Here is a 21,220-nt window from a genome sequence, read left to right as displayed (position 1 = left end):
TCGAGGCAAAATACATACGGTGCGTATGTGACAAATCATGCGTAACATACGCAGCGTATGTCAATCTTTCACTTGCCCATTGCGAGCCCTACCCATGAGCCGAGCCCGTGCTGAAATGATCGAAGAGACCCGCGCCAGGCTGATCGCCAGCGCCCGCGAAGCCTTCGCAGCCCAAGGGTACGCCAATACCTCAATGGACGATTTCACCGCCCGCGCCGGTCTGACCCGGGGGGCGTTGTACCACCACTTTGGTGACAAGAAGGGCTTGTTGGCGGCCGTGGTGGCCCAGCTCGACAGTGAGATGGATGCGCGCCTGCAGCGCATCACCGCTGAGGCCACCGACCCCTGGGTCGGTTTTTGCGAACGTTGCCGCACCTACTTGCGCATGGCTCAAGACAGTGAGATCCAGCGCATTGTGTTGCAGGACGCGCCAGCCGTTCTGGGCGACACCGGCTCTCAGCAACACTGTGTCGAATCGCTGCGCGAACGCCTGGAGGCGTTGATGCAAACCGGTGTTATCCGCCCGGCCCCGAGCGATGCACTGGCGCAGTTGATCAATGGAGGCCTGGTCAACACTGCCCTGTGGATCGCCAGGGACCAACACTCGGACGAGCGGCTGGAACAAGGCTTGCAAAGCCTGGAACTGTTGCTGCGCGGCCTGAGCCTCACACCAACCGCTTGATCTGCTTGTGTCGCCACACCAGCCGGTAATACGCAGCCTGCAACGCCAGCATGGCCAGGTAGGTCACCGGGAACGCCATCCACACCCCTTCCAGGCCGAAGTGGGCGTTGAGCAGGTACGCCATTGGCAGTTCCACGCAGAGCACGCAGAAGATCGAGATCGCCACCGGCATCAACACCACGCCGCTGGCGCGCATGATCCCGCCCACCACCGCCTGGAAACCGAACACCAGGATGCTCCACAACATAATGTGCAGCAGGTGCTCGGCATTGGTCCGTGCCGCGTCATCGGTGATGAACAAGCCGAGCAGCCAGTGGGACAACAGGTAGCCGAGCACGATCAGCCCACCGGTGAGGCAGGTGTTGATCAGCAGCCCGGTGCGCAGGATCGGCCCGATGCGCTCCAGGCGCCCGGCACCAATCGCCTGGGCCCCGAGGATCGACGCAGTGATGGCAATCGACAGCGCCGGGAATTGCACATAGTTGACGATCTGCGTTACCGCGCCATAGGCCGCGGTGGCCTGGGAGCCATGGCCGTTGACCAGGGCGAGGATGACCAATTCCGACAGCGACAACACCACCATCTGCAAGCCCGTGGGCAAGCCGATGCGCAGGACCTTACCGAGAATGACGCGATCCAGGCGCAGGGCCGCCAGCAGTTCGCGATCCGGCGCCATCACATGATGCTTATGCCGCAGGCGCAGGATCAAAAACAGCATCGCAGCCGCGTTACCCACCAACCCGGCGTAGACCGCGCTCTGGATACCCAAGGGCGGCAGGCCGATCCAGCCGCGTATCAGCGCCGGTGTCAGCAGCAGGCCAACCAGGGTCGAGACCATCAGCGCGAGCAACGGCGAGATCGTGTCGCTGACGCCCCGCAACAATTGGGTGTAGAGGATAAAGACCAGCAGCAGCGGCATGATCAACATCATCATCTGCGCATAGCCCACAGCATCGTCGAGCACATCCACCGGCGTGCCGAGCGCCTGCAACGCAGGGCGTGCAAACAGACTACCGAGTACTGCTGCGATCACCCCCACCAACGCGCCCAGCGTCAGGGTGGCGCCGGTGATCACCTTGACCAGCGCGGTTTCCTGCGCGCCCCACGCCTGGCCGATCAGTACCGAGGCGCCCGCCCCCAGGCCGATCACCAGAGCAATAAAAAAGAACACGATGGGAAACATCCCCGACACCGCCGCCAGCGCCTGGGTGCCAAGCATCTGCCCGACATAGATACCGTTGAGGGTGCCGGAAAAACTTTGCAGGAAGTTGGACAGCACCATCGGTGCCAGAAAGATCAGGTAGATCTGCCACAACGGCCGTTGCTGGGTGACTTCCATGAGGTTCGAATCCAGGAGTTGTTGTCAGACAGGGAACGCGTCGCGCGACAGCCAAGCCAGGTAGGTCTGCACGTCTGGCGGCCAGTGCGCGATCTTGCTCGAAAAGTCCGCCGCATCAAAGGCAAATAACGCACGCGAGGCGTCTTCAAAACCGGGCAGGTCACCGCCGACGGCACTCATGAACCGATAGCTGGCTTCCTTGGCCTGGCGTATCCGGTCACGGGAAGCATGGGCAGTGCGCGCTTCATCCACCAGCCGCCGCAATACCGCCGAAGCCCCGCCGCGTTGTTGGCCCAGCCATTCCCAATGACGCGGCAACAGCGTGACTTCCCGCGCGACTACCCCAAGCTTCGGGCGCCCAACCGAGGGGGTAGCGGGAGGCTCGTCGGTCACGTCGACCTGGGTTGGTAGTTCGGGCGCATAGCCTGCGGGCCAGGGAAAGTCGACCTGGTTGCCGGTGGCGTCGTCGAAGACCAGGAAACTGCCCGTGGGCTGGTCAAGCTCGGCGAGCGTCGTGGCGACGTCCGTATAGGAACCTGCCGCCACACGCTGGTGGCGGATAAAGGCGGTACAAGCAGGAAGCGTGCGCGTAGACATATTTATTACCCGGGCGATATATGTTTTACCCGGGTCATATTAGCCAAAGTTTTACCAGATGCAAGGTTATCGTCGTATGGATCAGCGCTTGTCGCGCTTCATCTGCATGGTCAGGGTGAAACGGTCCGCTGGATAGACCGTCTCCGACACCGCAATCAGCCCGCCGTTTTCATCACGATACTGGCGGATGATATTCAGCCCCAGCGCCCCGCCCTGTGCCTTGAGGCTGGCCGCCAGTTCGGTCGACAACTGCACCGGCCGCACTTGCTGGTCCACCACATCGATAGACCGCGAGAACGCCTTGCCGATCAGCGCGGCGATCAGTTCATCCGGGTGCTTGCGCGCTTCGGGGATCACTTCGGCAAAGGCCTGTTCGGCGTACACGTCGGTCCAGCACAGCGGCGCATTGCCGGCGCTGGCATCGACCTTGATGCTCGACACGCAGAAATAATGCCCACCCGGCTCCAGCCCCAGGCGCCGGGCCTGGGCGATATCGACGACGAATTCGCGTACGCCTTGGATATCCCGGATATGGGTTTCAGCGACCTGCACCAGGTCGGCCACCGAGGCCATCGCCTGGGAATACCCGCCCTGGGGCGAAGCGGCTTCGACCCGCGTGCCCACACGCTTGCGCCGCGAGACCATGCCCTGCCCCTGCAACTGGTCGATGGCCGCGCGCACGGTGTGGCGACTCACTGCGTACAGAGAACAGAGTTCGAATTCAGTCGGCAATAACGACCCTACCGGGTAATGGCCATTGCCAATCTGATCGATCAGGTCCTTGGCCACCGCCGCATAACGCCTCTGGCTCACACTTTCCATTTTTACCCTCGCAGTCGAGTTGACAGTGTATCAGCACAAGCGTAATCATAATGTACGGACATATTAAATATGTATGGTTTAAAAATAACAAATAGGATTAGCCCATGTCGAGTACCGTTTTTGATTCCGCCCTGTTCCGCGACATGTTCGGCACCGCCGAAATGCGCGGCGTGTTCTCTGATAAAGCGCTGATCGAGCGTTACATCGAAGTGGAAGTGGCCCTGGCTCGCGCCGAAGCGCGGTGCGGCGTGATCCCCGCCGACGCCGCCGAGCAGATCGCCGCGCTGTCGCAGTACGAGGCCCTGGACCTGGCGCTGATGCAGCACGAGACCGAGATCGTCGGTTACCCGATCCTGCCGCTGGTGGAGCAACTGTCGAAAATCTGCGGTGAAGCCGGCCGCTACGTGCACTGGGGCGCCACCACCCAGGACATCATGGACACCGCCGTAGTCCTGCAAGTGCGCGCCGCGCTGGCCATCGTCGAGCGTGATATCCAGACCGTACGCAGCCTGCTCGCCGGCCTCGCCGCGCGCTATCGCGACACGCCGATGGCGGGTCGCACCCACTTGCAGCACGCGCTGCCGATCACCTTCGGCTACAAGTGCGCGGTATGGCTGAGCATGTTCGATCGCCACGCCGAGCGCCTGGTGGAGTTGCGTCCACGGGTCGAAATCGGTCAGTTCGCCGGGGCGGCCGGCACCCTCGCCTCCCTGGGCGACAAGGGGCTGCAGGTGCAGGAAGCGTTGATGGCTGAGCTCGGCCTGGGCGTGCCGCAAGCCACCTGGCATGTGGCCCGTGATGGGCTGGCCGAAACCTTGAACTTCCTCGGCCTGGTTACCGGCTCCCTGGGCAAGATCGCCCTGGACATCATGATGATGATGACCAGCGAACTGGGCGAAGTGTACGAACCCTTCGTCAAGGGCCGTGGCGCCAGCAGCACCATGCCGCAGAAGCGCAACCCGATTTCCTGCGAGCTGATGTACGCCGCCGCCAAGGGCGTGCGCCAACACGCCGGGCTGATGCTCGACGCGATGATCCAGGACTTCGAACGCTCCACCGGCCCGTGGCAGGCGGAGTGGATCGCCATCCCTGAAGCCTTCGCCCTCAGCGCCGCGTCCCTTGGCCAGGCGACCTTCATGCTCGCCGGCCTGGAAGTGCGCCCCGAGCGCATGCGCAGGAACCTCGACATGACCCAGGGCCTGATCGTCGCCGAAGCCGTGATGATGGGTCTCGCCCCGGCCCTCGGTCGCCAGGTGGCCCACGATGTGGTGTACGCCGCGTGCCGCATGGCCAACGACCAGGGCACCAGCCTGCTCGACGCCCTGCTCGCCCAGGGCGAAGCCACTGCGCAATTGGATGTGGCCGAACTGCAACGCCTGACCGACCCCGCCAACTACCTGGGGCTGGCGCCGCAGATGGTGGACATCGCGCTGGCGCGCAGCGGACCAGTCAAACGCTGATCCCAAATCCAACGGAGATCTAACTGTGGGAGCGGGCTTGCTCGCGAAAGCAGTCTGTCGGTTGATGAATGGGTTGACTGATGCACCGCATTCGCGAGCAAGCCCGCTCCCACACTGGGATCTCCAGCGTCACACCGAACCATAACAACAACGAGATCACAGACATGTCATCCACCCCCGCCAAAAAACCGCTCTACAAGGACCTGACCTTCCAGGTCGTCGCCGCCATGTTCCTCGGCATTGCCTTCGGCTTTCTCGCCCCGGAACTGGCCGCCAGCTTCAAGATCCTCGGCGATATCTTCCTCAAGCTGATCAAGACCGCTGTCGCGCCGCTGGTATTTTTCACGGTGGTCCACGGCATCGCGTCAGCCGGTGATATCAAGCGGGTCGGCAAGGTCGGCCTGCGTGCGTTGATCTACTTCGAAGTGGTGTCGACCATCGCCCTGGCCATCGGCCTGTTGTGGGGCAACCTGCTGCAGATCGGCTCCGGCATGCATGACGCCCACCCGAGCAGCGCCGCTGCCGCCGCCGCGAGCGCCGCCGTGGCCAAGGGGCATGCGCCCGCCTCGACCATGGACTTTATCTACGGCATCTTCCCGGACAATTTCGTCGGTGCCTTCGCCGGCGGCCAGCTGCTGCAAGTGCTGGTGATCTCGGTGCTGTTCGGCTTCGCCCTGCTGGCGTTGAAGCCCGAGCGCCGTGAAGTGATCGAGGACGGCCTGAACCGCATCTCCGAATGCTTCTTCGAGTTCATCAACCTGATCATGAAGTTCGCGCCCCTGGGTGCCTTCGGCTCGGTGGCGTACGCGGTGGGCAGCAATGGCACAGCGGTGCTGATGTCCCTGGCCAACCTGGTGTTGATGTTCTACGTCGGCATCGCCTTCTTCATCTTTGTGGTGCTGGGCGCCGTGTGCCGGTTGAGCGGCTTCAGCCTGTGGCGCTTCCTCACCTATATCAAGGATGAAATCTTCATCGTGCTCGGCACCGCCTCGTCGGAAAGCGCCCTACCGCGCCTGCTGCAAAAGCTCGAGAAATTCGGCTGTTCCAAACAGAGCGTCGGTCTGGTGCTGCCTACCGGCTATGCGTTCAACCTCGACGGCACATCGATCTACATGTCGCTGTGCGTGCTGTTTATCGCCAATGCCTACGGCGTGTCGCTGAGCTGGGAACAACAACTGGGCATCATTGCGATCATGTTGGTGACCTCCAAGGGCGCGGCGGCGGTGTCGGGTGGCAGCTTTGTGGTGTTTGCCGCGACCGTGACCGCCATCGGCGTACTGCCGGCCGAAGGCCTGGCGCTGCTGTTCGGCGTGTACCGCTTCATGTCCATGGCGATTGCCACCTGCAACACCATCGGCAACAGCGTGGCCACGGTGGTGGTATCGAAATGGTCCGGCGAGTTCTCCCAGCAGACTGCCCAGGGTGAATATCAACGCGTGCTCGGCCGTGCCGCCGGCGCTGCGCTTTAACGAGGCTTCTGATGACTACTCAGCGAATCGAACACGACGCGTTCGGCCCGGTGTCCATACCGGCCGACCGCTACTGGGGCGCACAGACCCAGCGGGCGCTGGAGGTGTTCGGCAGCAAACAGCCGTTCCCCGCCAGCCTGATCCGCGCCTTCGGCCACCAGAAACGCGCGTGTGCCCGTGCCAACGTACGCCTTGGCGCGCTGGCGCCCGCCCTGGCGCAGGCAATCGAACAGGCCGCGGACGAACTGGCCAACGGCGAGCTCGACCTGCACTTTCCGCTGTCGGTCTGGCAAACCGGCTCCGGCACCCAGACCAACATGAACGCCAACGAGGTGATCGCCAACCGCGCCAACCTCGCGCTCGGCGGTGAACTGGGCAGCAAGTCGCCGGTGCATCCCAACGACCATGTGAACTGCTCGCAGTCGTCCAACGACAGCTTCCCCACGGTGATGCACCTGACCACCGTGCTGGAACTGCGCGGTCGCCTGCTGCCTGCATTGGGCCATCTGCGTGATGGACTCAACGCCAAGGCAGACGCCTGGCAGGACGTGCTGAAAATCGGTCGCACCCACCTGATGGATGCGGTGCCCATGAGCCAGGGCCAGGCATTTGGCGCGTTTGCCCAGCAAATCCAGCACGGTATCGCGCGCATCGAAGCGTGCATGCCGCGCCTTTGCCTGCTGCCCCAAGGCGGCACGGCGGTGGGCACTGGGTTGAATACACCTGTCGGTTTTGACGTGGCGTTCTGCGAGGAAATCAGCCGGCTCACCGGCGAACCCTTCGAAACCAACCCGTGCAAATTCGAAGGCATGGGCACCCACGATGCCCTGGTCGAAGCCTCTGGCGCGCTGAATGTGCTGGCCGTGTCATTGACCAAGATCGCCAATGACATCCGCCTGCTCGGTTCGGGTCCGCGCTGCGGCCTGGGTGAATTGATCGTGCCGGACGATGGCCTGACCTCCTCGATCATGCCCGGCAAACGCAACCCGACCATTGCCGAAGTACTGGTGCAGGCGGCGATGCAGGTGATGGGCAACCACACCACGATCACTCTGGCGGGCGCTTCGAGCACCTTCGAATTGAACGTGGCCAAGCCGGTGCTGATCCATAACCTGCTGCAATCGATCGACGTGCTCACAGACGGCGTCGACCTGTTCACCCACAAGCTGCTGAGCGGCCTGGAGGTGAACCGCCCGCAGTTGGCACACAACGTGGAGCATTCATTGCTGATGGCGACGGTGCTCAACCCGCTGCTGGGTTATGACCGCGTGGCCCAGATCACCCGCAAGGCCGCGGACGAGGGCTTGTCACCCAAAGAGGCGGCGGTGCAATTGGGCTTGATCAGCGCCGAAGAGTACGAACAACGGGTAAGGCCGGAAACGATGATTCATCCCACTGCGCCGACAAACAACGGCTGACCCACCTCACCCATAAGCCAGCCTGCTCAGACTTTTTGATCTTCATCGTGGCTGAAATGGATTATCCGCCAAAGGTTTGTGAGGGCCGGCGCAACGTCGGATCAAACGGATTGATCCGTGGCCCGATCGCCGCCGCTTCGCGCTTGAGCAACTCCACCACCATCGGCAACCGGCCCGGCCCCAGGCGATCGCTGATGGTCGCCACACTCAACGCCGCCACCGCGTGCCCATCCCGATTGAGGATGGGTACGGCCAACCCGGCCATGCCTTCCAGCACCCCGGTATTGCGCGCCGCATACCCCAGGTTGCGCACGTTCTCCACTTCCGAGCGCAACAGCACTTCGTCATACAGGTGGAAGTCCTTGAGCCGTGGCAGGTTGTAGCGGATCACGGTTTCGCGCTCTTCCTCCGGCAGAAAGGCCAGGATCGCCAGGCTGCCCTGCCCCACACCCAATGCCACGCGCCCGCCGATATCGCCGGTGAAGGTGCGGATCGGGTACGGGCCTTCGCTGCGGTCCAGGCAGATCGCATCGAAGCCGCTGCGCGCCAGCAGGAACAGCGAGTCACCCAATGACGCACTGAGGCGCAGCATGCTCGGGCGCACCAGGTCGCGCAGGTTGCCGGTCTTGCCCGCGTTCGCCGCCAGGGCGAAGAACTCCAGGCTCAGGCGATAGCGCTTGCTGCGGGCGTCCTGCTCGACCATCCCTTCGTCCATCAGGCTGCGCAGCAGCCGATGGGTGGTGGGTTGCGACAGGCCCACCTGTTGCGCCAGCTGGGTGACGCGTTCGCCGCCCTCCGGCACGTCACCCAGGGTGCGCAGCAGGGCGAACAGCCGGGACACCGCACCGGCGCCGACTTCTTTGCCAGTTTCGTTTCGATCAGTGGAATCCATAACACTCAATCTCTTGGTAAATTCCGGTGAGTGAATAAATACGAAAATAATAGTCCGTTCAGTGAAATTCCATCTTCCGCCCATCCTAGTCTTCGTCCTAATCTGCGTCCACAGGGGCGAAATGAACAACAACCGGCAGCCGACTCAAGATCGAGCGCCAACGCACCGGCAATACCTCATTCGCATCTGCCCAAAACAAAAAAGCGCGTTTCGACGCGACTCAAAAAAGGTGGAACGCAGACATGGCATTTCTCCAACTCAACGCCTTGAGCAAACGCTACGGCGCCGTCGACGCGGTGGTCGCCACCGACCTTGCGGTGGAAAAGGGCGAGTTCGTTTCCCTGCTCGGCCCCTCGGGCTGCGGCAAGACCACCACCCTTCAAATGATCGCCGGCTTTGTCGACGTCAGCGGCGGACAGATCCTGCTCGACAGCCGCGACATCACCCACGCCAAGCCCGCCAGCCGTGGCCTGGGCGTGGTGTTCCAGAGCTATGCGCTGTTCCCCCACATGAGCGTGCGCGACAACGTCGCCTTCGGCCTGAAGATGCGCAAAGTGCCGGCCGCCGAGATCGCCAGCAAGGTCAAGACCGTGCTCGAACTGGTACGCCTGGCGCCCCACGCCGAGCGCTACCCCCGGGAACTGTCCGGCGGCCAGCGCCAACGCGTGGCCCTGGCCCGTGCGTTGGTGATCGAGCCGCCGGTGTTGCTGCTCGATGAGCCGCTGTCCAACCTCGACGCCAATTTGCGCGAAGAAATGCAGTTCGAGATCCGCCGCATCCAGTGCGCCGTCGGCATCACCACCTTGATGGTCACCCACGACCAGGCTGAAGCGCTGTCCATCAGCGACCGCGTGGTGGTGATGCAGGCCGGGCGAGTGACCCAGATCGACGCGCCGTACAAGCTCTACGAACACCCACGCACGCGCTTCATCTCCGATTTCGTCGGCAAGGCCAACCTGCTGGCTGGCGATTACGATCAGTTGGGGATCCCGCAAGTACGGCATGAACGCGGCGATGGCGAGTTGGTCCTGAGCCTGCGCCCGGAAAAGATCACGCTGGTGGATGTGGGCGCCGGCCGCCTGCAAGGCAAGGTGCTTGATCGTTACTTCTTCGGCAGCCAATGGCTGTACCGCATCCACACCGACCTGGGCGAGATCACCGTGGTGCGCAGCAACGATGGCAGCGCACCACTGGGCTGCGGCGCGGCGGTGGGCCTGGACTGGCATTCGGACTTGCTGCGCGTACTGGCAGCCGACGAGGTGCACGCATGAGTCGCGGTTACCTGCTGTCGCTGCCGGCGCTGGTGCTGTTTGCCGGGCTGCTGGTTTTGCCGCTGGGCCTGACCCTGGTGCTGTCGTTCAACGTGTTCGACTACCAGGTGGGCGTGAAGGCCGATGAATGGACCTTGGCCCATTACCTGTCATTGTTCAGCGACTCGTACTTCTACGAGATCTTCTGGCGCACCTTCTGGATCAGCGCGCTGGTGACTCTGCTGTGTGTGGTGATCGGTGTGCCCGAGGCCTACATCCTCAGTCGCATGGGCACGCCGTGGCGCTCGATCTTCCTGATCCTGATCCTCACGCCGCTGCTGATTTCGGTGGTGGTGCGCGCCTTCGGCTGGAGCCTGCTATTGGGCGCCGATGGCCTGGTGAACCAACTGATCCAACTGCTCGGCGGGCGCCCGGTGAAGCTGCTGTACACACCGTTCGCGGTGATCATCGCGCTGGTGCACGTGATGCTGCCGTTCATGATCATCCCGGTGTGGACCTCCCTGCAAAAGCTCGACCCGTCGGCGGAACAGGCCGCATTGTCGCTGGGCGCCAGCCAGGCCACGGTGATGCGCAAGATCGTGCTGCCGCAGGTCATGCCCGGCGTGCTGTCCGGCACCCTGATCGTGTTCGGCCTGGCCGCCAGCTCCTTCGCGATCCCCGGCCTGCTCGGCGGACGCCGCCTGAAAATGGTCGCCACCGTGGTGTACGACCAGTACCTCTCGGAACTCAACTGGCCCATGGGAGCGACCATCGCGGTGGTGCTGCTGTTGGTCAATCTGCTGATCATGCTGAGCTGGAACCGCATGGTCGAAGGCCGCTACAAAAAGTCCCTGGGGGTTTAAGCGCATGTCCAGAAACGGTCCTTTGGCCCTCGGTTTCCACGGTTTGGTGGTGCTGTTCATGATGGCGCCGCTGGTGGTGGTGTGCCTGGTGGCCTTCACTCCGGAAAACACCTTGAGCCTGCCCACCTCGGGTTTCTCGCTGCGCTGGTTTCGCGCGGTGTTCGAGCGGGCCGACTTTATCCAGGCGTTCTACAACAGCCTGGTCCTGGCCTTCACCGCAGCCAGCCTGGCCACGTTGATTGCGGTGCCGGCGGCGTTGGCGATCAGTCGGTACACGTTCCCGGGGCGCAACTTCTTCAGCGCGTTGTTCCTGTCGCCGATCATCATCCCGCACCTGGTGCTGGGCGTGGCGATGCTGCGCTTGTTCGCACTGATGGGCGTCAACGGCAGCTTCACCTGGCTGATGCTCGCCCACGTGGTGATCATCACACCGTATGTGCTGCGCCTGGTGCTGGCGGCCGCCATCGGTATTGATCGCAGTGCCGAGCAGGCCGCCGAATCCCTCGGCGCCGGCCGCTTTACACTGTTTCGCCAGATCACCCTGCCGATGATTCTGCCCGGTGTCGCTGGCGGCTGGTTGCTGGCGTTCATCAACAGTTTCGATGAAGTGACGCTGTCGATCTTCGTCAGCTCGCCGGCCACGCAAACCCTGCCGGTGCGTATGTATGTGTACGCCACCGAGTCCATCGACCCAATGATGGCGGCGGTGTCGGCCCTGGTGATTGCGCTGACGGCGGCCACCATGATTCTGCTGGACCGGGTCTACGGCCTGGACCGCGTGCTGGTGGGGAAACATTGATGGCCTTGTTCAAACGTGTAGCCGAGCGCGCGCGCCCTGCCCTGTCCTTTACTCTGGACGGTCAACCCGCCAGCGGCTTGCTTGGCGATACCTTGCTCACCGCCATGCTGACCTGCGCCGAACACCTGCGCGGCAGTGACTTCAGCGCCGAGCGCCGCGCCGGTTTCTGCCTGATGGGCGCCTGCCAGGACTGCTGGGTGCGGCTTGAGGACGGCCGCCGCGTGCGCGCCTGCTCGACGCTGCTGGAAGAAGGCCAGGCGATCAGCCGTGACCCGGGGCGCCAGCCATGAAACCGGTGGTGATTGTGGGCGCAGGCCCGGCCGGGATCAGCGCGGCGCGCACCCTGCTCGACCATGGCGTCACGCCGTGCCTGATCGATGAAAGCCTGCGCGGCGGCGGGCAGATCTATCGGCGGCAACCCCTGGGCTTCCAGCGCACCGCCAGGCAGATCTACGGATTTGAAGCGAGCAAGGCCCAAGCCGTGCACCGCACGATGGATGAGCTGGCGCCGCTGATCGACTATCGACCGCAAACCCTGGTGTGGAATGCCGAGGACGGTCGCCTGGACATGCTCAACAACGGCCGGGCCGAGAGCGTCGAATACGCCAGGATCATTGTCGCGACCGGCGCCACCGACCGTATCCTGCCGGTGCCGGGCTGGACCCTGCCCGGCGTGTACAGCCTGGGCGCGGCGCAGATCGCCTTGAAATACCAGGGCTGCGCCATCGGTGAGCGCGTGGCGTTCTGCGGCAGCGGGCCGTTGCTGTATCTGGTCGCCTACCAATACGCCAAGGCCGGGGCCAAGGTGGTGGCGGTACTCGACAGCGCGCCGTTCAGTGCACAGTGCCGTGCGCTGCCGGCGCTGCTCGGGCAACCACTGACCTTGGCCAAGGGCATGTATTACCGCGCCTGGCTGAGTGCCCATGGGATTCCCGTGCATCAGGGCGCCACGCTGCAGAATATCGAAGGAGAACAGCGGGTCAGCGGCATTCGTTGGGGGGAACACCGTCTGGAATGCGACGCCGTGGCTTTCGCCCACGCGTTGCGCAGCGAGACGCAACTGGCGGACTTGCTCGGCTGTGAGTTCGCCTGGAACAGCTTGAACCGCGCCTGGTTGCCGCAACGGGACAACGCCGGGCGCAGCAGCGTCAACGGTGTGTACCTGGCTGGCGACGGCGCAGGGATCATGGGTGCGGACGCCGCACAGATGGCCGGTGAACGTGCGGCACTGGCGGTGCTGGAAGATTCGGGGGCAACGATTGACTCGCGCCGCTCCGCCGTATTGGAGCAGCAACTGGTGCGCATCCAGCGTTTTCGTCATGGGCTGGAAACCGCGTTCCCCTTCCCCGAGCAATGGGCGGCCCAGGCGCCGGACGCGTTGATGGTGTGCCGTTGCGAAGAAGTCAGCGCCGGCGAGATACGCGCGGTGGTGGATGAAGGCCACTGGGAGCTCAACCGGGTCAAGGCCCACTGTCGCGTCGGCATGGGCCGCTGCCAGGGCCGGATGTGTGGGCTGGCGGCAGCGGAGATTGTCGCCGAACGCAGCGGCCGCGCCATTGAACACGTGGGCCGCCTGCGCGGCCAGGCACCGATCAAGCCGCTGCCGTTTGGCGTGGAGGTGCAGCCATGATCGACGTGATCGTCCTCGGCGGCGGCATTGTCGGCGCCTCGGCGGCCTTGATGCTCGCGCAGAAAGGCCAGCGCGTGGCCCTGGTGGAGCGGGATTTTTGCGGCTCGCATTCCAGTGGCGTCAACTATGGCGGCGTGCGGCGCCAGGGTCGGCCCTTGCACCAACTGCCATTGTCCCAGCGCGCCCATCGACTGTGGGCCGACTTGCCGGGGTTGATCGGCATCGACGGCGAATACGTGCGCTCCGGGCATTTGAAGCTGGCGCGCAGTCATGCTGACTTCGCCGCGTTGCAGGTGTATGCCGAGCAGACCCGTGGCTTTGGTCTGGGCCTTCAGTTGCTGGATTACACCGAGTTGCGCGCACGCTTCCCCTGGGTCGGCGATATTGCCGTGGGCGCCTCGCTGTGCCCGGAAGACGGACATGCCAACCCGCGCCTGGTGTCTCCTGCCTTCGCCCGTGCCGCACAGCGTTATGGCGCCGTCGTGTATGAGCAGGCCGAGGTGATCCGCATCGAACATGACAGCCGCCGGTTCCAGGTGCACTGCGCCAACGGCCTGCACCTGCAAGCGCCATGGCTGCTCAACTGCGCCGGCGCCTGGGCCGGAAGCGTCGCCGCGCAGTTTGGCGAAGCGGTGCCGATCACCTCGGCGCATCCGGCGATGCTGGTCACCGAGCCCTTGCCGGTGGTGATGAACGTGAGCACCGGCGTTGAAGGTGGCGGGATTTATGCGCGGCAGGTCGCTAGGGGCAATTGCATCCTCGGCGGTGGTCGCGGCTTTGCTCTCGGCCCGCTGACCGCGCGCCCAGGGCAGGCGGCGGTGCTGGAGATCCTGCGCAACGCCGGCGAACTCTACCCCTTTCTCAAGGGCGCCCAGGCCATCCGCACCTGGAGCGGCACCGAAGGTTACCTTCCCGATCACGAACCGGTGATCGGCCCCAGCAGTACCCAACCGGGCTTGCTCCACGGTTTCGGCTTTGCCGGCGCCGGGTTCCAGCTCGGTCCCGCGGTTGGTGAAGCCCTGGCAGAGATCGTCTGCACCGGGGCCAGCCGCCACCCCATCGAAGCGTTTTCCATCCGTCGTTTCCAAGCCTGAGAGGAAAAACATCCATGAACCCACGTATTGCGCTGTCCTGCTTGTCCCTCGCCCTGCTCGCCTCAACGGCGCACGCCGCGCCCACGCTGTACCTGGGCATGAACGGCGGCACCATGGAACGGGTGTACGCCGACAAGGTGCTGCCCGCGTTCGAAAAGGCCAACAACGTCAAGGTGGTGATCGTGCCCGGCACCTCGTCGGACATCCTCGCCAAGGTCCAGGCCAACAAAGACAACCCACAGATGCACGTGATGTTCCTCGACGACGGCATCATGTACCGCGCCATCTCCATGGGCCTGTGCGACAAGCTGGCGCCGAGCGCGACCCTGGAGCAGATCCCGGCCAAGGCGAAGATCAAGGACGAAGCCGTGGCCGTGACCCTCGGCGTGACCGGCCTGGGCTACAACGCCAAGATGTTCAAGGAAAAAGGCTGGGCCGCGCCCACCTCGTGGATGGACCTGGCCGACCCGCGCTTCAAGGAGAAAGTGGTGTTCCAGTCCCTGGCATCGTCCACCTTCGGCCTGCACGGTTTCCTGATGTTCAACCGTATCCAGGGCGGCGACGAAACCAACGTGGAGCCCGGCTTCAAGGCCTGGCCAAAGACCGTCGGCCCCAACGTGCTGGAATACATCGCCAGCTCGGCGAAAATCTCCGAGATGGTGCAGACCGACGAAGCCGCGATCTTCCCCCTTACCCCGACCCAGGTCGCCACCCAGAAACTGCTCGGCGTGCCCATGGAATACGCGCAGCCCAAGGAAGGCGCGGTGGTGCTGAACGTGGCCGAATGCGTGATTGCGCGCAATGACCAGCCGGAACTGGCGCAGAAACTTGCGGCCTTCCTGCTGACCGCCGAAGCCCAGGCCCCGGCGCTTGAGGAAGGCGACCAGATTCCCTCGAACCCCACCACGCCGACCACCGACAAGACCCGTGCGCGGGTGGAAGCGATGCAGGGTTACTTGCAGACGGCGATTTCGATTGATTGGGACCAGGTCAACCAGGCGCGGCCGGAGTGGAATGCGCGGTGGAGTCGCTCGATCGAGCGTTAAATCAAAGGGGCGCAATCGGCAGCGCGCGTTTGTGCGCTGTCTTGCTGTACGCGCCCTCGACAATCGCCCTCACCCGTTCGCTCACCGGTTCACCCATCAGGTAAGCGTCGATCTCTGCGTAGGTGCAACCGTAGGCATGCTCATCCAGCTTGCCCGGTGCCAGTTCTTCCAGGTCGGCCGTCGGGTGTTTGTGCACCAGGTTGGCCGGGGCGCCGAGGGCCGTGGCGAGCAATCGCACCTGGGTCTTGGTCAGGCCCGACAACGGGGCCAGGTCGCAGGCGCCGTCGCCGAACTTGGTGAAGAACCCCATCAACGCTTCGGCGCCATGATCGGTGCCCACCACCAGGCCATTGTGCAGGTTGGCCACGGCGTACTGCGCGATCATGCGCGTGCGGGCCTTGACGTTGCCCTTGATGAAATCGACATGCTCGGCGCTGGCTTCGGTGGCGGTCAGGCTGGCCATCAGGCCGTCGACGCTGGCGGCGATGTTGAGGGTGTCGATGTGGTCCGCAGTGATGAAGTCCAGGGAGGCCTGGGCGTCGCGTTCATCGGCCTGGGTCTTGTAGGGCAGGCGCATGGCGATGAAGCGTGCGGCGTAGCCCTCGCTGCGCAGTTGCTCCGCCGCCAATTGGCACAGGCGGCCGGCGGTGAGGGAGTCGACGCCGCCACTGATGCCCAATACCAGGGCCTTGCAGCCTGAGTGGCGCAAGGTGGTCTTGATGAAGTCGATGCGCCGTTGGATTTCCTCGGGTTCGCCGCCTTGGGTCAACGCGCGATTGATGTTCAGTTCCCGTGCGATACGTTCTTGCATGTCACACCTCCACACTGCCAACGTTGAACACTTGTGCTGCGTACTGCAAAAACGAAGCGTCTTCGCAGACGTTCTTGATCGGGTCATCGGAGAATTTCACCACTGGCTCGCCGTGCACCCGCACCAGTTTCATCACGATGCTCAGCGGCTCCACGCCGTCCACATCGCAGGCCAGGCTGGTGCCCATGCCGAAACCGAACTTGGCCTTGCCGCGCACGTGACGCAGGATCGGCAGGCATTTTTCGAAGTTCAGGCCGTCGGAGAACATCAGGTCCTTGGTCATCGGGTCGATGCCCAGCTGCTTGTAACGGGCCAGCACCTTGTCGGCCCAGGCGATGGGATCGCCGGAGTCCTGGCGCAGGCCGTCGTAGAGCTTGGCGAAGTACAGGTCGAAGTCCTTGAGGAAAAAGTCGGTGCTGATGCAGTCGGTCAGGGCGATCCCCAGGCGACCACGGTACTCGCGCACCCAGTTTTCCAGGGCGGCGTTCTGGCTCTCGCGCAGGCGCCCCAGTTGCTGGTGCACCATCAGCCATTGGTGGGCCATGGTGCCGATCAGCGGCAGGTCGAATTCGTAGGCCAGGTGCGCGTTGCTGGTGCCGACGAACTGGCCGGGGAAGTCGCGGCGCATGATGTCGACCACTTCGCGCTGGGTCTTGAACGACAGGCGCCGACGGGTGGAGAAGTCCGACACACGCAGGTCAGCCAGTTCATCGCGGCTGAGGTTTTTCTCCAGCCAGTCGAACTTCTGGTAGAGCTTGCGGGTGACGTCTTCGAGGGTCACGTCGGGGTATTTGTCGCGGTTGCGCAGCTCGCTGACCAACGCCAGCACCGGTTGCTCGAACATGATGCAGTGCAGCATCGGACCGACCACGCGGATATTGAGTTGGCCGTCGACTTCACTGACGTGGATGTAGCGCAGGTTGAATCGAAACAAGCCGAGGAAGCGCTCGTAATCCGGGGTGAGGTATTCACGAAAACGTGGGTTGAACAGGAAGCGCAGCTCGCCTTCGCGCATCCGCAGGCTGGCGAGTTTCTCCAGTTCAGCACGGATTTCAGGAATCAGGTGGCCGAGCTTTTCCCTGGAGCGGACGATGAAGTTGTACTCCACATCGACGTTGGGGTACTGGTGCAACACCGCCTGCATCATGGTGAAGGTGTAGTAGTCGGTGTCGAGCAACCCCTGGATCACCGGGGATTCGTAGTCGTAGGCACTTTCCATGGTGTTTCTCCTTAACGCGTGGCCATCGCGGCCAGTTCTTCGCGGGTACGGCTGATCGCAGCACCGGCCTTGAGCAACTGATTGACCGCCTGTACACCGCCCTCCTCGCTGATGCCTCGGCACGCCGGCAAGTGCAGCACCACTTGCAGGCCGGCCTTGAGCAACTGCAACGCGGTGGTCTTGACGCAGTAATCCAGGGCCAGGCCGCCGACGATCACGCGAACCACACCTCGGGCTTTCAAGTACTCGATGACGCCGGTGGACAGCTTGTCGTGCAGGTCGTGGTAGCAGGCGCCGTAGGGATGCAGGTCGGGTTCGACGCCTTTCCAGATGAAGTAGTCGTAGTCATAGGGCGTGGGCAACTCGTCCAGCAGGTTGAAGCCTTCGGTGCCCGGCACACAGTGGCTCACCCAGGTCACATCGGCGTGTACCAGGCCGGTGGGTTGCAACATCTCGCTGTGCTGCGACACCACCCACGGAGCGTGCGGGGTGTGGGCATCCTTGCTGCCGACACGATGGCCGGCGAGGCTGGCCATGTAGTTGAGTTCGGCGCCGATCCGGTCACCGCCGGCCACCGGCAACTCGTTGGGGCACAGCGGCGTGAAGCTTTTCTGGGCGTCGACGTCGAATGAGGCAATGGCAGTTGTCGCGAGGGTCATGGTGGTTCTCCTGTGGCCTGGAAACAAAAGTACACGTCATGTACTTTCATTGCAAGAAACATTTGCTTATCTATCCTGGAGTCAGTACATGACATATCTGTTCGATCCGTTAGACTGTGCCGCACTGCTGTTTAGAAGGACATAACATGCCCCGTAGCGCCTACCTCCATACCGTCGATCTGTGCGTGCTGTTTTACTGCCGCACCACAAGTGAACTGAAACTGCTGCTGAACCAACGCGACGCCGAGCCCTTCGCCGGGCACTGGGCGTTGCCGGGCGTGGTGGTGAATGGCGGCGTGCAAGATCTGAGCCTCGAGGATGCGGTGGAGCGCTTGCGAGCGAGTGACAAGGTCGGGCTGGACCTGGCCTGGAGCGAACAGGTGGGGACGGTGGGGGATGCGTTTCGCGATCCGCGCTGCTGGTCGTCGTCCACCTATTACCTGGCGATCGTGAACGAGGACGTGACGCTGGGTGAGCATCAGGGCTGGTTTTCGCTGACGGCGGTGGCCAGTGGCGGCATCAAGTTGCCGTTCGATCACAACAGCATCGTGGCAGCGGTGCAGGAACGTCTGTTTTCCAAATCGTTGTACAGCAGCTTGCCGCTGATGTTCCTGGGCAATGAATTCAGCGCGCCGGAAGCGACCACGATTTTTTCCCTGGTGCTGGCGCGGCCGGTGTTGAAGACCAGTATTCGCCAGCGGTTGCTGAAGCTGACTGAAGCGGGTTTTCTGCGTGAGACCGGGCGCAAGAAACAAGGTGAAGGCGGCAGGCCCCAGGCGACGGTGGAGAACCTGAAGCCCGGCGAGATTTACTTCTTCGACCGCAGTTTTGCGGACTGACCCTATCCACTGTAGGAGCGAGCTTGCTCGCGAAGATCGTCAACGATAACGCGTGCATTCTGGATGGGCGCGCCGTCTATGCGTTTTTCGCGAGCAAGCTCGCTCCTACAGGGAATGCAACGAGGTCAGTTCAGCCAGTTGCCACCATCGACGTTGTAGGTCTGCGCCACCACGTAGTCGGCCTCCTTTGACGCCAGGAAGACCGCCATCCCGGTCAAGTCCTGTGCCGTACCCATCCGCCCGAACGGCACCTCGGCCCCTACCCGCTTCTTTTTCTCGCCAGGCGCCAATCCTTCATGCTTGGCAAACAACGCATCCACGCCATCCCAATGTTCCCCGTCCACGACCCCGGGAGCAATGGCATTGACGTTGATACCCTGCCTGATCAGGTTTAACCCCGCCGATTGCGTCAGGCTGATCACCGCCGCCTTGGTCGCGCAGTAGATTGCCACCAGCGGCTCGCCGCGCCGCCCGGCCTGGCTGGCCATGTTGATGATCTTGCCGCCATGGCCCTGGCTGATCATCTGCCGCGCCGCAGCCTGCAGGGTGAACAGCGTGCCGGCGACGTTGATCGAGAACAGCCGCTCGTAGCTGTCGCGGGTGATGTCGACGATGGGCGCCAAGTCGAACAGCGCAGCGTTGTTGACCAGGATGTCCAGCTTGCCAACCTGGGCCACCACAACGGCAATCGCGCTGTCGATGGAGGCCTGGTCAGTGACGTCCATGGCCACGGCATAGGCCTGCGGGCCCAGTTCGGCGGCCGTGGCCTGGGCCCGTTGCAGGTTGATATCGGCGATGGCCACGGTAGCGCCCTCTTCGATGTAGGCCTGGGCGAAGGCGCGGCCGATACCGCGCGCCGATCCGGTGATCAGCGCGCTTTTACCTTCCAGTCGTTTCATGGGTAGGTCCCGTCAAAGTTACTTCGGATAGCCGGCGCGTTTCATCTCGCGCTCGGTGGTGGACTGCGCTTGCAGCAAGGCCTGGTCAACCGACATGCCGCCCGTCAGCGCCGCCGAGAACAGCTTGCCGACCGAGGTGCCGATGGCCTGGAACTCGGGGATGGTCACGTACTGGATGCCCACGTACGGCACCGGCTTGGCCGATGGGTGCGCGGGGTCGGCGTGTTTCATCATCTCCAGGGTCACCTGGGCAAACGGTGCTGCCTTCAGATACGCCTCGTTATAGGTGGACTGGCGGGTGCCTGGCGGCACGTTGGTAATGCCTTCTTTATCGGCAACCAACTGGATGTAGTCCTTGGACGTCGCCCAACTGATAAAGGCCTTGGCGGCGTCCTTGTGCTTGGAGGTGGCCGGGATCGCCAGGGACCAGGCGTAGAGCCATGACGAGCCTTTATCGGTGACCTCGGTGGGCGCGGCGGCGAAACCTACGCTGTCGGCTACTTTGCTCTGGCTTTTATCGGTGGTGAAGGAGCCAGCCACGCTGGCATCGACCCAGATCGCACATTTGCCGCTGTTGAACAGTGCTAGGGTTTCGTTGAAGCCGTTGCTGGATACGCCCGGCGGGCCGTATTGCTTAAGGGTGTTCACGTAGAAGTTGGCGGCGGCAGTCCACTCGGGGCTGGTCAGCTCGGGCTTCCACTGCTCGTCGAACCAACGCGCACCAAAGGCATTGGCCATGGTGCTGAGCAAGGCGATGTTCTCGCCCCAGCCGGCCTTGCCGCGCAGGCACATGCCGTATTGGCCCTTGTCCTTGGCGGTGAGCTTGGACGCGAACTCGCCGAGCTGGGTCCAGGTGGGGTGCGCCGGCATGCTCAGGCCCGCCTGCTGGAACAGGTCGGTACGGTAGTAGGTCACGGTACTTTCGCCGTAGAACGGCAAGGCATAGAGGGTGTCGTTGACCGACAGGCCCTGGCGTACCGAGGGGAAGATATCGTCGGCGTCATAATCGGCCGGCAGTTGGGTCAAGGGTTCCAGCCAGTGCTTGGCGCCCCAGAGCGGGGTTTCGTAGGTGCCGATGGTCAGCACATCGAATTGCCCGCCCTGGGTGGCGATGTCGGTGGTGAGGCGCTGGCGCAGCACGTTTTCTTCCAGCACCACCCAGTTGAGCTTGATGTCCGGGTGCTGGGCTTCGAACACCTTGGACAGGCGCTGCATGCGGATCATGTCGCTGTTGTTGACCGTGGCGATGGTGACGGTGTCGGCGGCGTGGCTGGGCATGGCCAGCACCAGGCCGGACAGCAGGAACAACACTTGCGGGAGCTTGAACATGGCGGTTTCCACCGGTTGTTTTTGTTGTTGAGCGCCGATTACAGCAGCTTGGCCAGGCCCTCACAAACCCGTGACGGATGCTCGACTGGTACTTTTTTAACCT

Annotated in this window: 21 protein-coding genes; 12 read left to right on the top strand and 9 right to left on the bottom strand. The window is 63.2% G+C overall.

Annotated features, from left to right (window positions below; genetic code table 11):
- The first annotated feature begins 94 nt into the window (after positions 1-94).
- The gene (locus BLR69_RS03175) at positions 95-682 is read left to right on the top strand and encodes a TetR/AcrR family transcriptional regulator (RefSeq protein WP_071495287.1); all 588 of its coding nucleotides are present in this window, start codon (positions 95-97) and stop codon (positions 680-682) included.
- Here the strand turns inward: BLR69_RS03175 and BLR69_RS03170 are convergent.
- The 3 genes from BLR69_RS03170 to BLR69_RS03160 form a co-directional block, all read right to left on the bottom strand.
- Positions 666-2,021, bottom strand: a complete 1,356-nt coding sequence (locus BLR69_RS03170) for an MATE family efflux transporter (protein WP_071495288.1) — start codon at positions 2,019-2,021, stop codon at positions 666-668. The genes BLR69_RS03175 and BLR69_RS03170 overlap by 17 nt on opposite strands.
- Positions 2,022-2,045: 24 nt before the next feature.
- Positions 2,046-2,618, bottom strand: coding sequence for a DUF2239 family protein (locus BLR69_RS03165; protein ID WP_071495289.1), 573 nt, complete (start codon positions 2,616-2,618; stop codon positions 2,046-2,048).
- 81 nt (positions 2,619-2,699) lie between these two features.
- Positions 2,700-3,440: a GntR family transcriptional regulator gene (locus tag BLR69_RS03160; RefSeq protein WP_071495290.1), complete on the bottom strand. Its 741-nt coding sequence runs from the start codon at positions 3,438-3,440 to the stop codon at positions 2,700-2,702.
- Positions 3,441-3,544: 104 nt separating this feature from the next.
- On the opposite strand from BLR69_RS03160, the gene BLR69_RS03155 reads away from it, so the two are divergent.
- The 3 genes from BLR69_RS03155 (at position 3,545) to BLR69_RS03145 (ending at position 7,787) form a co-directional block, all read left to right on the top strand.
- On the top strand, positions 3,545-4,900 hold the full coding sequence (locus BLR69_RS03155) for a class-II fumarase/aspartase family protein (protein ID WP_071495291.1): 1,356 nt from the start codon (positions 3,545-3,547) through the stop codon (positions 4,898-4,900).
- A gap of 164 nt (positions 4,901-5,064) precedes the next feature.
- Complete coding sequence (locus tag BLR69_RS03150) at positions 5,065-6,369, top strand: cation:dicarboxylate symporter family transporter (RefSeq protein ID WP_071495344.1); 1,305 nt, start codon at positions 5,065-5,067, stop codon at positions 6,367-6,369.
- Positions 6,370-6,380: 11 nt separating this feature from the next.
- Positions 6,381-7,787 (top strand): class II fumarate hydratase, encoded by a 1,407-nt coding sequence (locus tag BLR69_RS03145; protein WP_071495292.1) that lies wholly within the window; start codon positions 6,381-6,383, stop codon positions 7,785-7,787.
- 61 nt (positions 7,788-7,848) lie between these two features.
- Here the strand turns inward: BLR69_RS03145 and BLR69_RS03140 are convergent, their stop codons facing one another.
- Positions 7,849-8,679 (bottom strand): IclR family transcriptional regulator, encoded by an 831-nt coding sequence (locus tag BLR69_RS03140; protein ID WP_071495293.1) that lies wholly within the window; start codon positions 8,677-8,679, stop codon positions 7,849-7,851.
- Between the two features lie 242 nt (positions 8,680-8,921).
- Between BLR69_RS03140 and BLR69_RS03135 the strand changes: the two genes are divergently transcribed.
- From BLR69_RS03135 to BLR69_RS03105, 7 genes are read left to right on the top strand one after another with little or no spacing between them, the layout of a single operon-like run.
- A complete protein-coding gene (locus BLR69_RS03135; protein WP_071495294.1) occupies positions 8,922-9,950 on the top strand; it encodes an ABC transporter ATP-binding protein in 1,029 nt (342 codons plus the stop codon).
- On the top strand, positions 9,947-10,792 hold the full coding sequence (locus BLR69_RS03130) for an ABC transporter permease (protein ID WP_071495295.1): 846 nt from the start codon (positions 9,947-9,949) through the stop codon (positions 10,790-10,792). Before BLR69_RS03135 ends, BLR69_RS03130 begins: the two co-directional genes overlap by 4 nt.
- A 4-nt stretch (positions 10,793-10,796) precedes the next feature.
- Complete coding sequence (locus BLR69_RS03125) at positions 10,797-11,591, top strand: ABC transporter permease (RefSeq protein ID WP_071495296.1); 795 nt, start codon at positions 10,797-10,799, stop codon at positions 11,589-11,591.
- On the top strand, positions 11,591-11,881 hold the full coding sequence (locus tag BLR69_RS03120) for a (2Fe-2S)-binding protein (RefSeq protein ID WP_071495297.1): 291 nt from the start codon (positions 11,591-11,593) through the stop codon (positions 11,879-11,881). The genes BLR69_RS03125 and BLR69_RS03120 overlap by 1 nt, the downstream gene beginning before the upstream one ends.
- Positions 11,878-13,221 carry an FAD/NAD(P)-dependent oxidoreductase gene (locus BLR69_RS03115; RefSeq protein WP_071495298.1) on the top strand — a complete coding sequence of 448 codons (1,344 nt, stop codon included), beginning with the start codon at positions 11,878-11,880 and terminating at the stop codon, positions 13,219-13,221. The genes BLR69_RS03120 and BLR69_RS03115 overlap by 4 nt, the downstream gene beginning before the upstream one ends.
- The gene (locus tag BLR69_RS03110) at positions 13,218-14,315 is read left to right on the top strand and encodes an NAD(P)/FAD-dependent oxidoreductase (RefSeq protein ID WP_071495299.1); all 1,098 of its coding nucleotides are present in this window, start codon (positions 13,218-13,220) and stop codon (positions 14,313-14,315) included. Before BLR69_RS03115 ends, BLR69_RS03110 begins: the two co-directional genes overlap by 4 nt.
- A 14-nt stretch (positions 14,316-14,329) precedes the next feature.
- Complete coding sequence (locus BLR69_RS03105; RefSeq protein WP_071495300.1) at positions 14,330-15,361, top strand: ABC transporter substrate-binding protein; 1,032 nt, start codon at positions 14,330-14,332, stop codon at positions 15,359-15,361.
- Between the two features lies 1 nt (position 15,362).
- Here the strand turns inward: BLR69_RS03105 and nadE are convergent, their stop codons facing one another.
- The 3 genes from nadE to BLR69_RS03090 are packed head-to-tail and all read right to left on the bottom strand — an operon-like array spanning position 15,363 to position 18,050.
- Entirely contained in the window at positions 15,363-16,172 is an 810-nt protein-coding gene (gene nadE, locus BLR69_RS03100) for an ammonia-dependent NAD(+) synthetase (protein ID WP_071495301.1), read from the bottom strand.
- A 1-nt stretch (position 16,173) separates the two neighbouring features.
- Complete coding sequence (gene pncB / locus BLR69_RS03095; RefSeq protein WP_071495302.1) at positions 16,174-17,391, bottom strand: nicotinate phosphoribosyltransferase; 1,218 nt, start codon at positions 17,389-17,391, stop codon at positions 16,174-16,176.
- An 11-nt stretch (positions 17,392-17,402) separates the two neighbouring features.
- A complete protein-coding gene (locus BLR69_RS03090) occupies positions 17,403-18,050 on the bottom strand; it encodes a nicotinamidase (RefSeq protein ID WP_071495303.1) in 648 nt (215 codons plus the stop codon).
- A 146-nt stretch (positions 18,051-18,196) separates the two neighbouring features.
- Here BLR69_RS03090 and BLR69_RS03085 point away from each other — a divergent pair, with 146 nt between their 5' ends.
- Positions 18,197-18,889 carry an NUDIX hydrolase gene (locus BLR69_RS03085; RefSeq protein WP_071495304.1) on the top strand — a complete coding sequence of 231 codons (693 nt, stop codon included), beginning with the start codon at positions 18,197-18,199 and terminating at the stop codon, positions 18,887-18,889.
- Between the two features lie 125 nt (positions 18,890-19,014).
- Here BLR69_RS03085 and BLR69_RS03080 read toward each other — a convergent pair whose 3' ends face one another.
- Together BLR69_RS03080 and BLR69_RS03075 are read right to left on the bottom strand one after the other, a co-directional pair.
- The gene (locus tag BLR69_RS03080) at positions 19,015-19,788 is read right to left on the bottom strand and encodes an L-iditol 2-dehydrogenase (protein ID WP_071495305.1); all 774 of its coding nucleotides are present in this window, start codon (positions 19,786-19,788) and stop codon (positions 19,015-19,017) included.
- 18 nt (positions 19,789-19,806) lie between these two features.
- Positions 19,807-21,066, bottom strand: a complete 1,260-nt coding sequence (locus tag BLR69_RS03075; protein WP_371858639.1) for an ABC transporter substrate-binding protein — start codon at positions 21,064-21,066, stop codon at positions 19,807-19,809.
- Positions 21,067-21,220: the final 154 nt, after the last annotated feature.

The organism is Pseudomonas azotoformans, from assembly GCF_900103345.1.
Classification (GTDB): domain Bacteria; phylum Pseudomonadota; class Gammaproteobacteria; order Pseudomonadales; family Pseudomonadaceae; genus Aquipseudomonas; species Aquipseudomonas azotoformans.
The sequence above is the reverse complement of the archived record's forward strand: the minus strand, read 5'-3'. Positions and strand labels throughout refer to the sequence as shown.

Excerpts from the sequence above, each read along its gene's own strand:
- BLR69_RS03155 (WP_071495291.1), top strand. The coding sequence starts at position 3,545 with ATGTCGAGTACCGTTTTTGATTCCGCCCTGTTCCGCGACATGTTCGGC.
- BLR69_RS03170 (WP_071495288.1), bottom strand. The coding sequence starts at position 2,021 with ATGGAAGTCACCCAGCAACGGCCGTTGTGGCAGATCTACCTGATCTTT.
- BLR69_RS03175 (WP_071495287.1), top strand. The coding sequence starts at position 95 with ATGAGCCGAGCCCGTGCTGAAATGATCGAAGAGACCCGCGCCAGGCTG.
- BLR69_RS03135 (WP_071495294.1), top strand. The coding sequence starts at position 8,922 with ATGGCATTTCTCCAACTCAACGCCTTGAGCAAACGCTACGGCGCCGTC.
- pncB (WP_071495302.1), bottom strand. The coding sequence starts at position 17,391 with ATGGAAAGTGCCTACGACTACGAATCCCCGGTGATCCAGGGGTTGCTC.
- BLR69_RS03125 (WP_071495296.1), top strand. The coding sequence starts at position 10,797 with ATGTCCAGAAACGGTCCTTTGGCCCTCGGTTTCCACGGTTTGGTGGTG.
- BLR69_RS03105 (WP_071495300.1), top strand. The coding sequence starts at position 14,330 with ATGAACCCACGTATTGCGCTGTCCTGCTTGTCCCTCGCCCTGCTCGCC.
- BLR69_RS03160 (WP_071495290.1), bottom strand. The coding sequence starts at position 3,440 with ATGGAAAGTGTGAGCCAGAGGCGTTATGCGGCGGTGGCCAAGGACCTG.
- BLR69_RS03150 (WP_071495344.1), top strand. The coding sequence starts at position 5,065 with ATGTCATCCACCCCCGCCAAAAAACCGCTCTACAAGGACCTGACCTTC.
- BLR69_RS03075 (WP_371858639.1), bottom strand. The coding sequence starts at position 21,066 with ATGCCCAGCCACGCCGCCGACACCGTCACCATCGCCACGGTCAACAAC.
- BLR69_RS03140 (WP_071495293.1), bottom strand. The coding sequence starts at position 8,679 with ATGGATTCCACTGATCGAAACGAAACTGGCAAAGAAGTCGGCGCCGGT.
- BLR69_RS03080 (WP_071495305.1), bottom strand. The coding sequence starts at position 19,788 with ATGAAACGACTGGAAGGTAAAAGCGCGCTGATCACCGGATCGGCGCGC.
- BLR69_RS03165 (WP_071495289.1), bottom strand. The coding sequence starts at position 2,618 with ATGTCTACGCGCACGCTTCCTGCTTGTACCGCCTTTATCCGCCACCAG.
- BLR69_RS03090 (WP_071495303.1), bottom strand. The coding sequence starts at position 18,050 with ATGACCCTCGCGACAACTGCCATTGCCTCATTCGACGTCGACGCCCAG.
- BLR69_RS03120 (WP_071495297.1), top strand. The coding sequence starts at position 11,591 with ATGGCCTTGTTCAAACGTGTAGCCGAGCGCGCGCGCCCTGCCCTGTCC.
- BLR69_RS03110 (WP_071495299.1), top strand. The coding sequence starts at position 13,218 with ATGATCGACGTGATCGTCCTCGGCGGCGGCATTGTCGGCGCCTCGGCG.
- BLR69_RS03085 (WP_071495304.1), top strand. The coding sequence starts at position 18,197 with ATGCCCCGTAGCGCCTACCTCCATACCGTCGATCTGTGCGTGCTGTTT.
- BLR69_RS03115 (WP_071495298.1), top strand. The coding sequence starts at position 11,878 with ATGAAACCGGTGGTGATTGTGGGCGCAGGCCCGGCCGGGATCAGCGCG.
- BLR69_RS03130 (WP_071495295.1), top strand. The coding sequence starts at position 9,947 with ATGAGTCGCGGTTACCTGCTGTCGCTGCCGGCGCTGGTGCTGTTTGCC.
- nadE (WP_071495301.1), bottom strand. The coding sequence starts at position 16,172 with ATGCAAGAACGTATCGCACGGGAACTGAACATCAATCGCGCGTTGACC.
- BLR69_RS03145 (WP_071495292.1), top strand. The coding sequence starts at position 6,381 with ATGACTACTCAGCGAATCGAACACGACGCGTTCGGCCCGGTGTCCATA.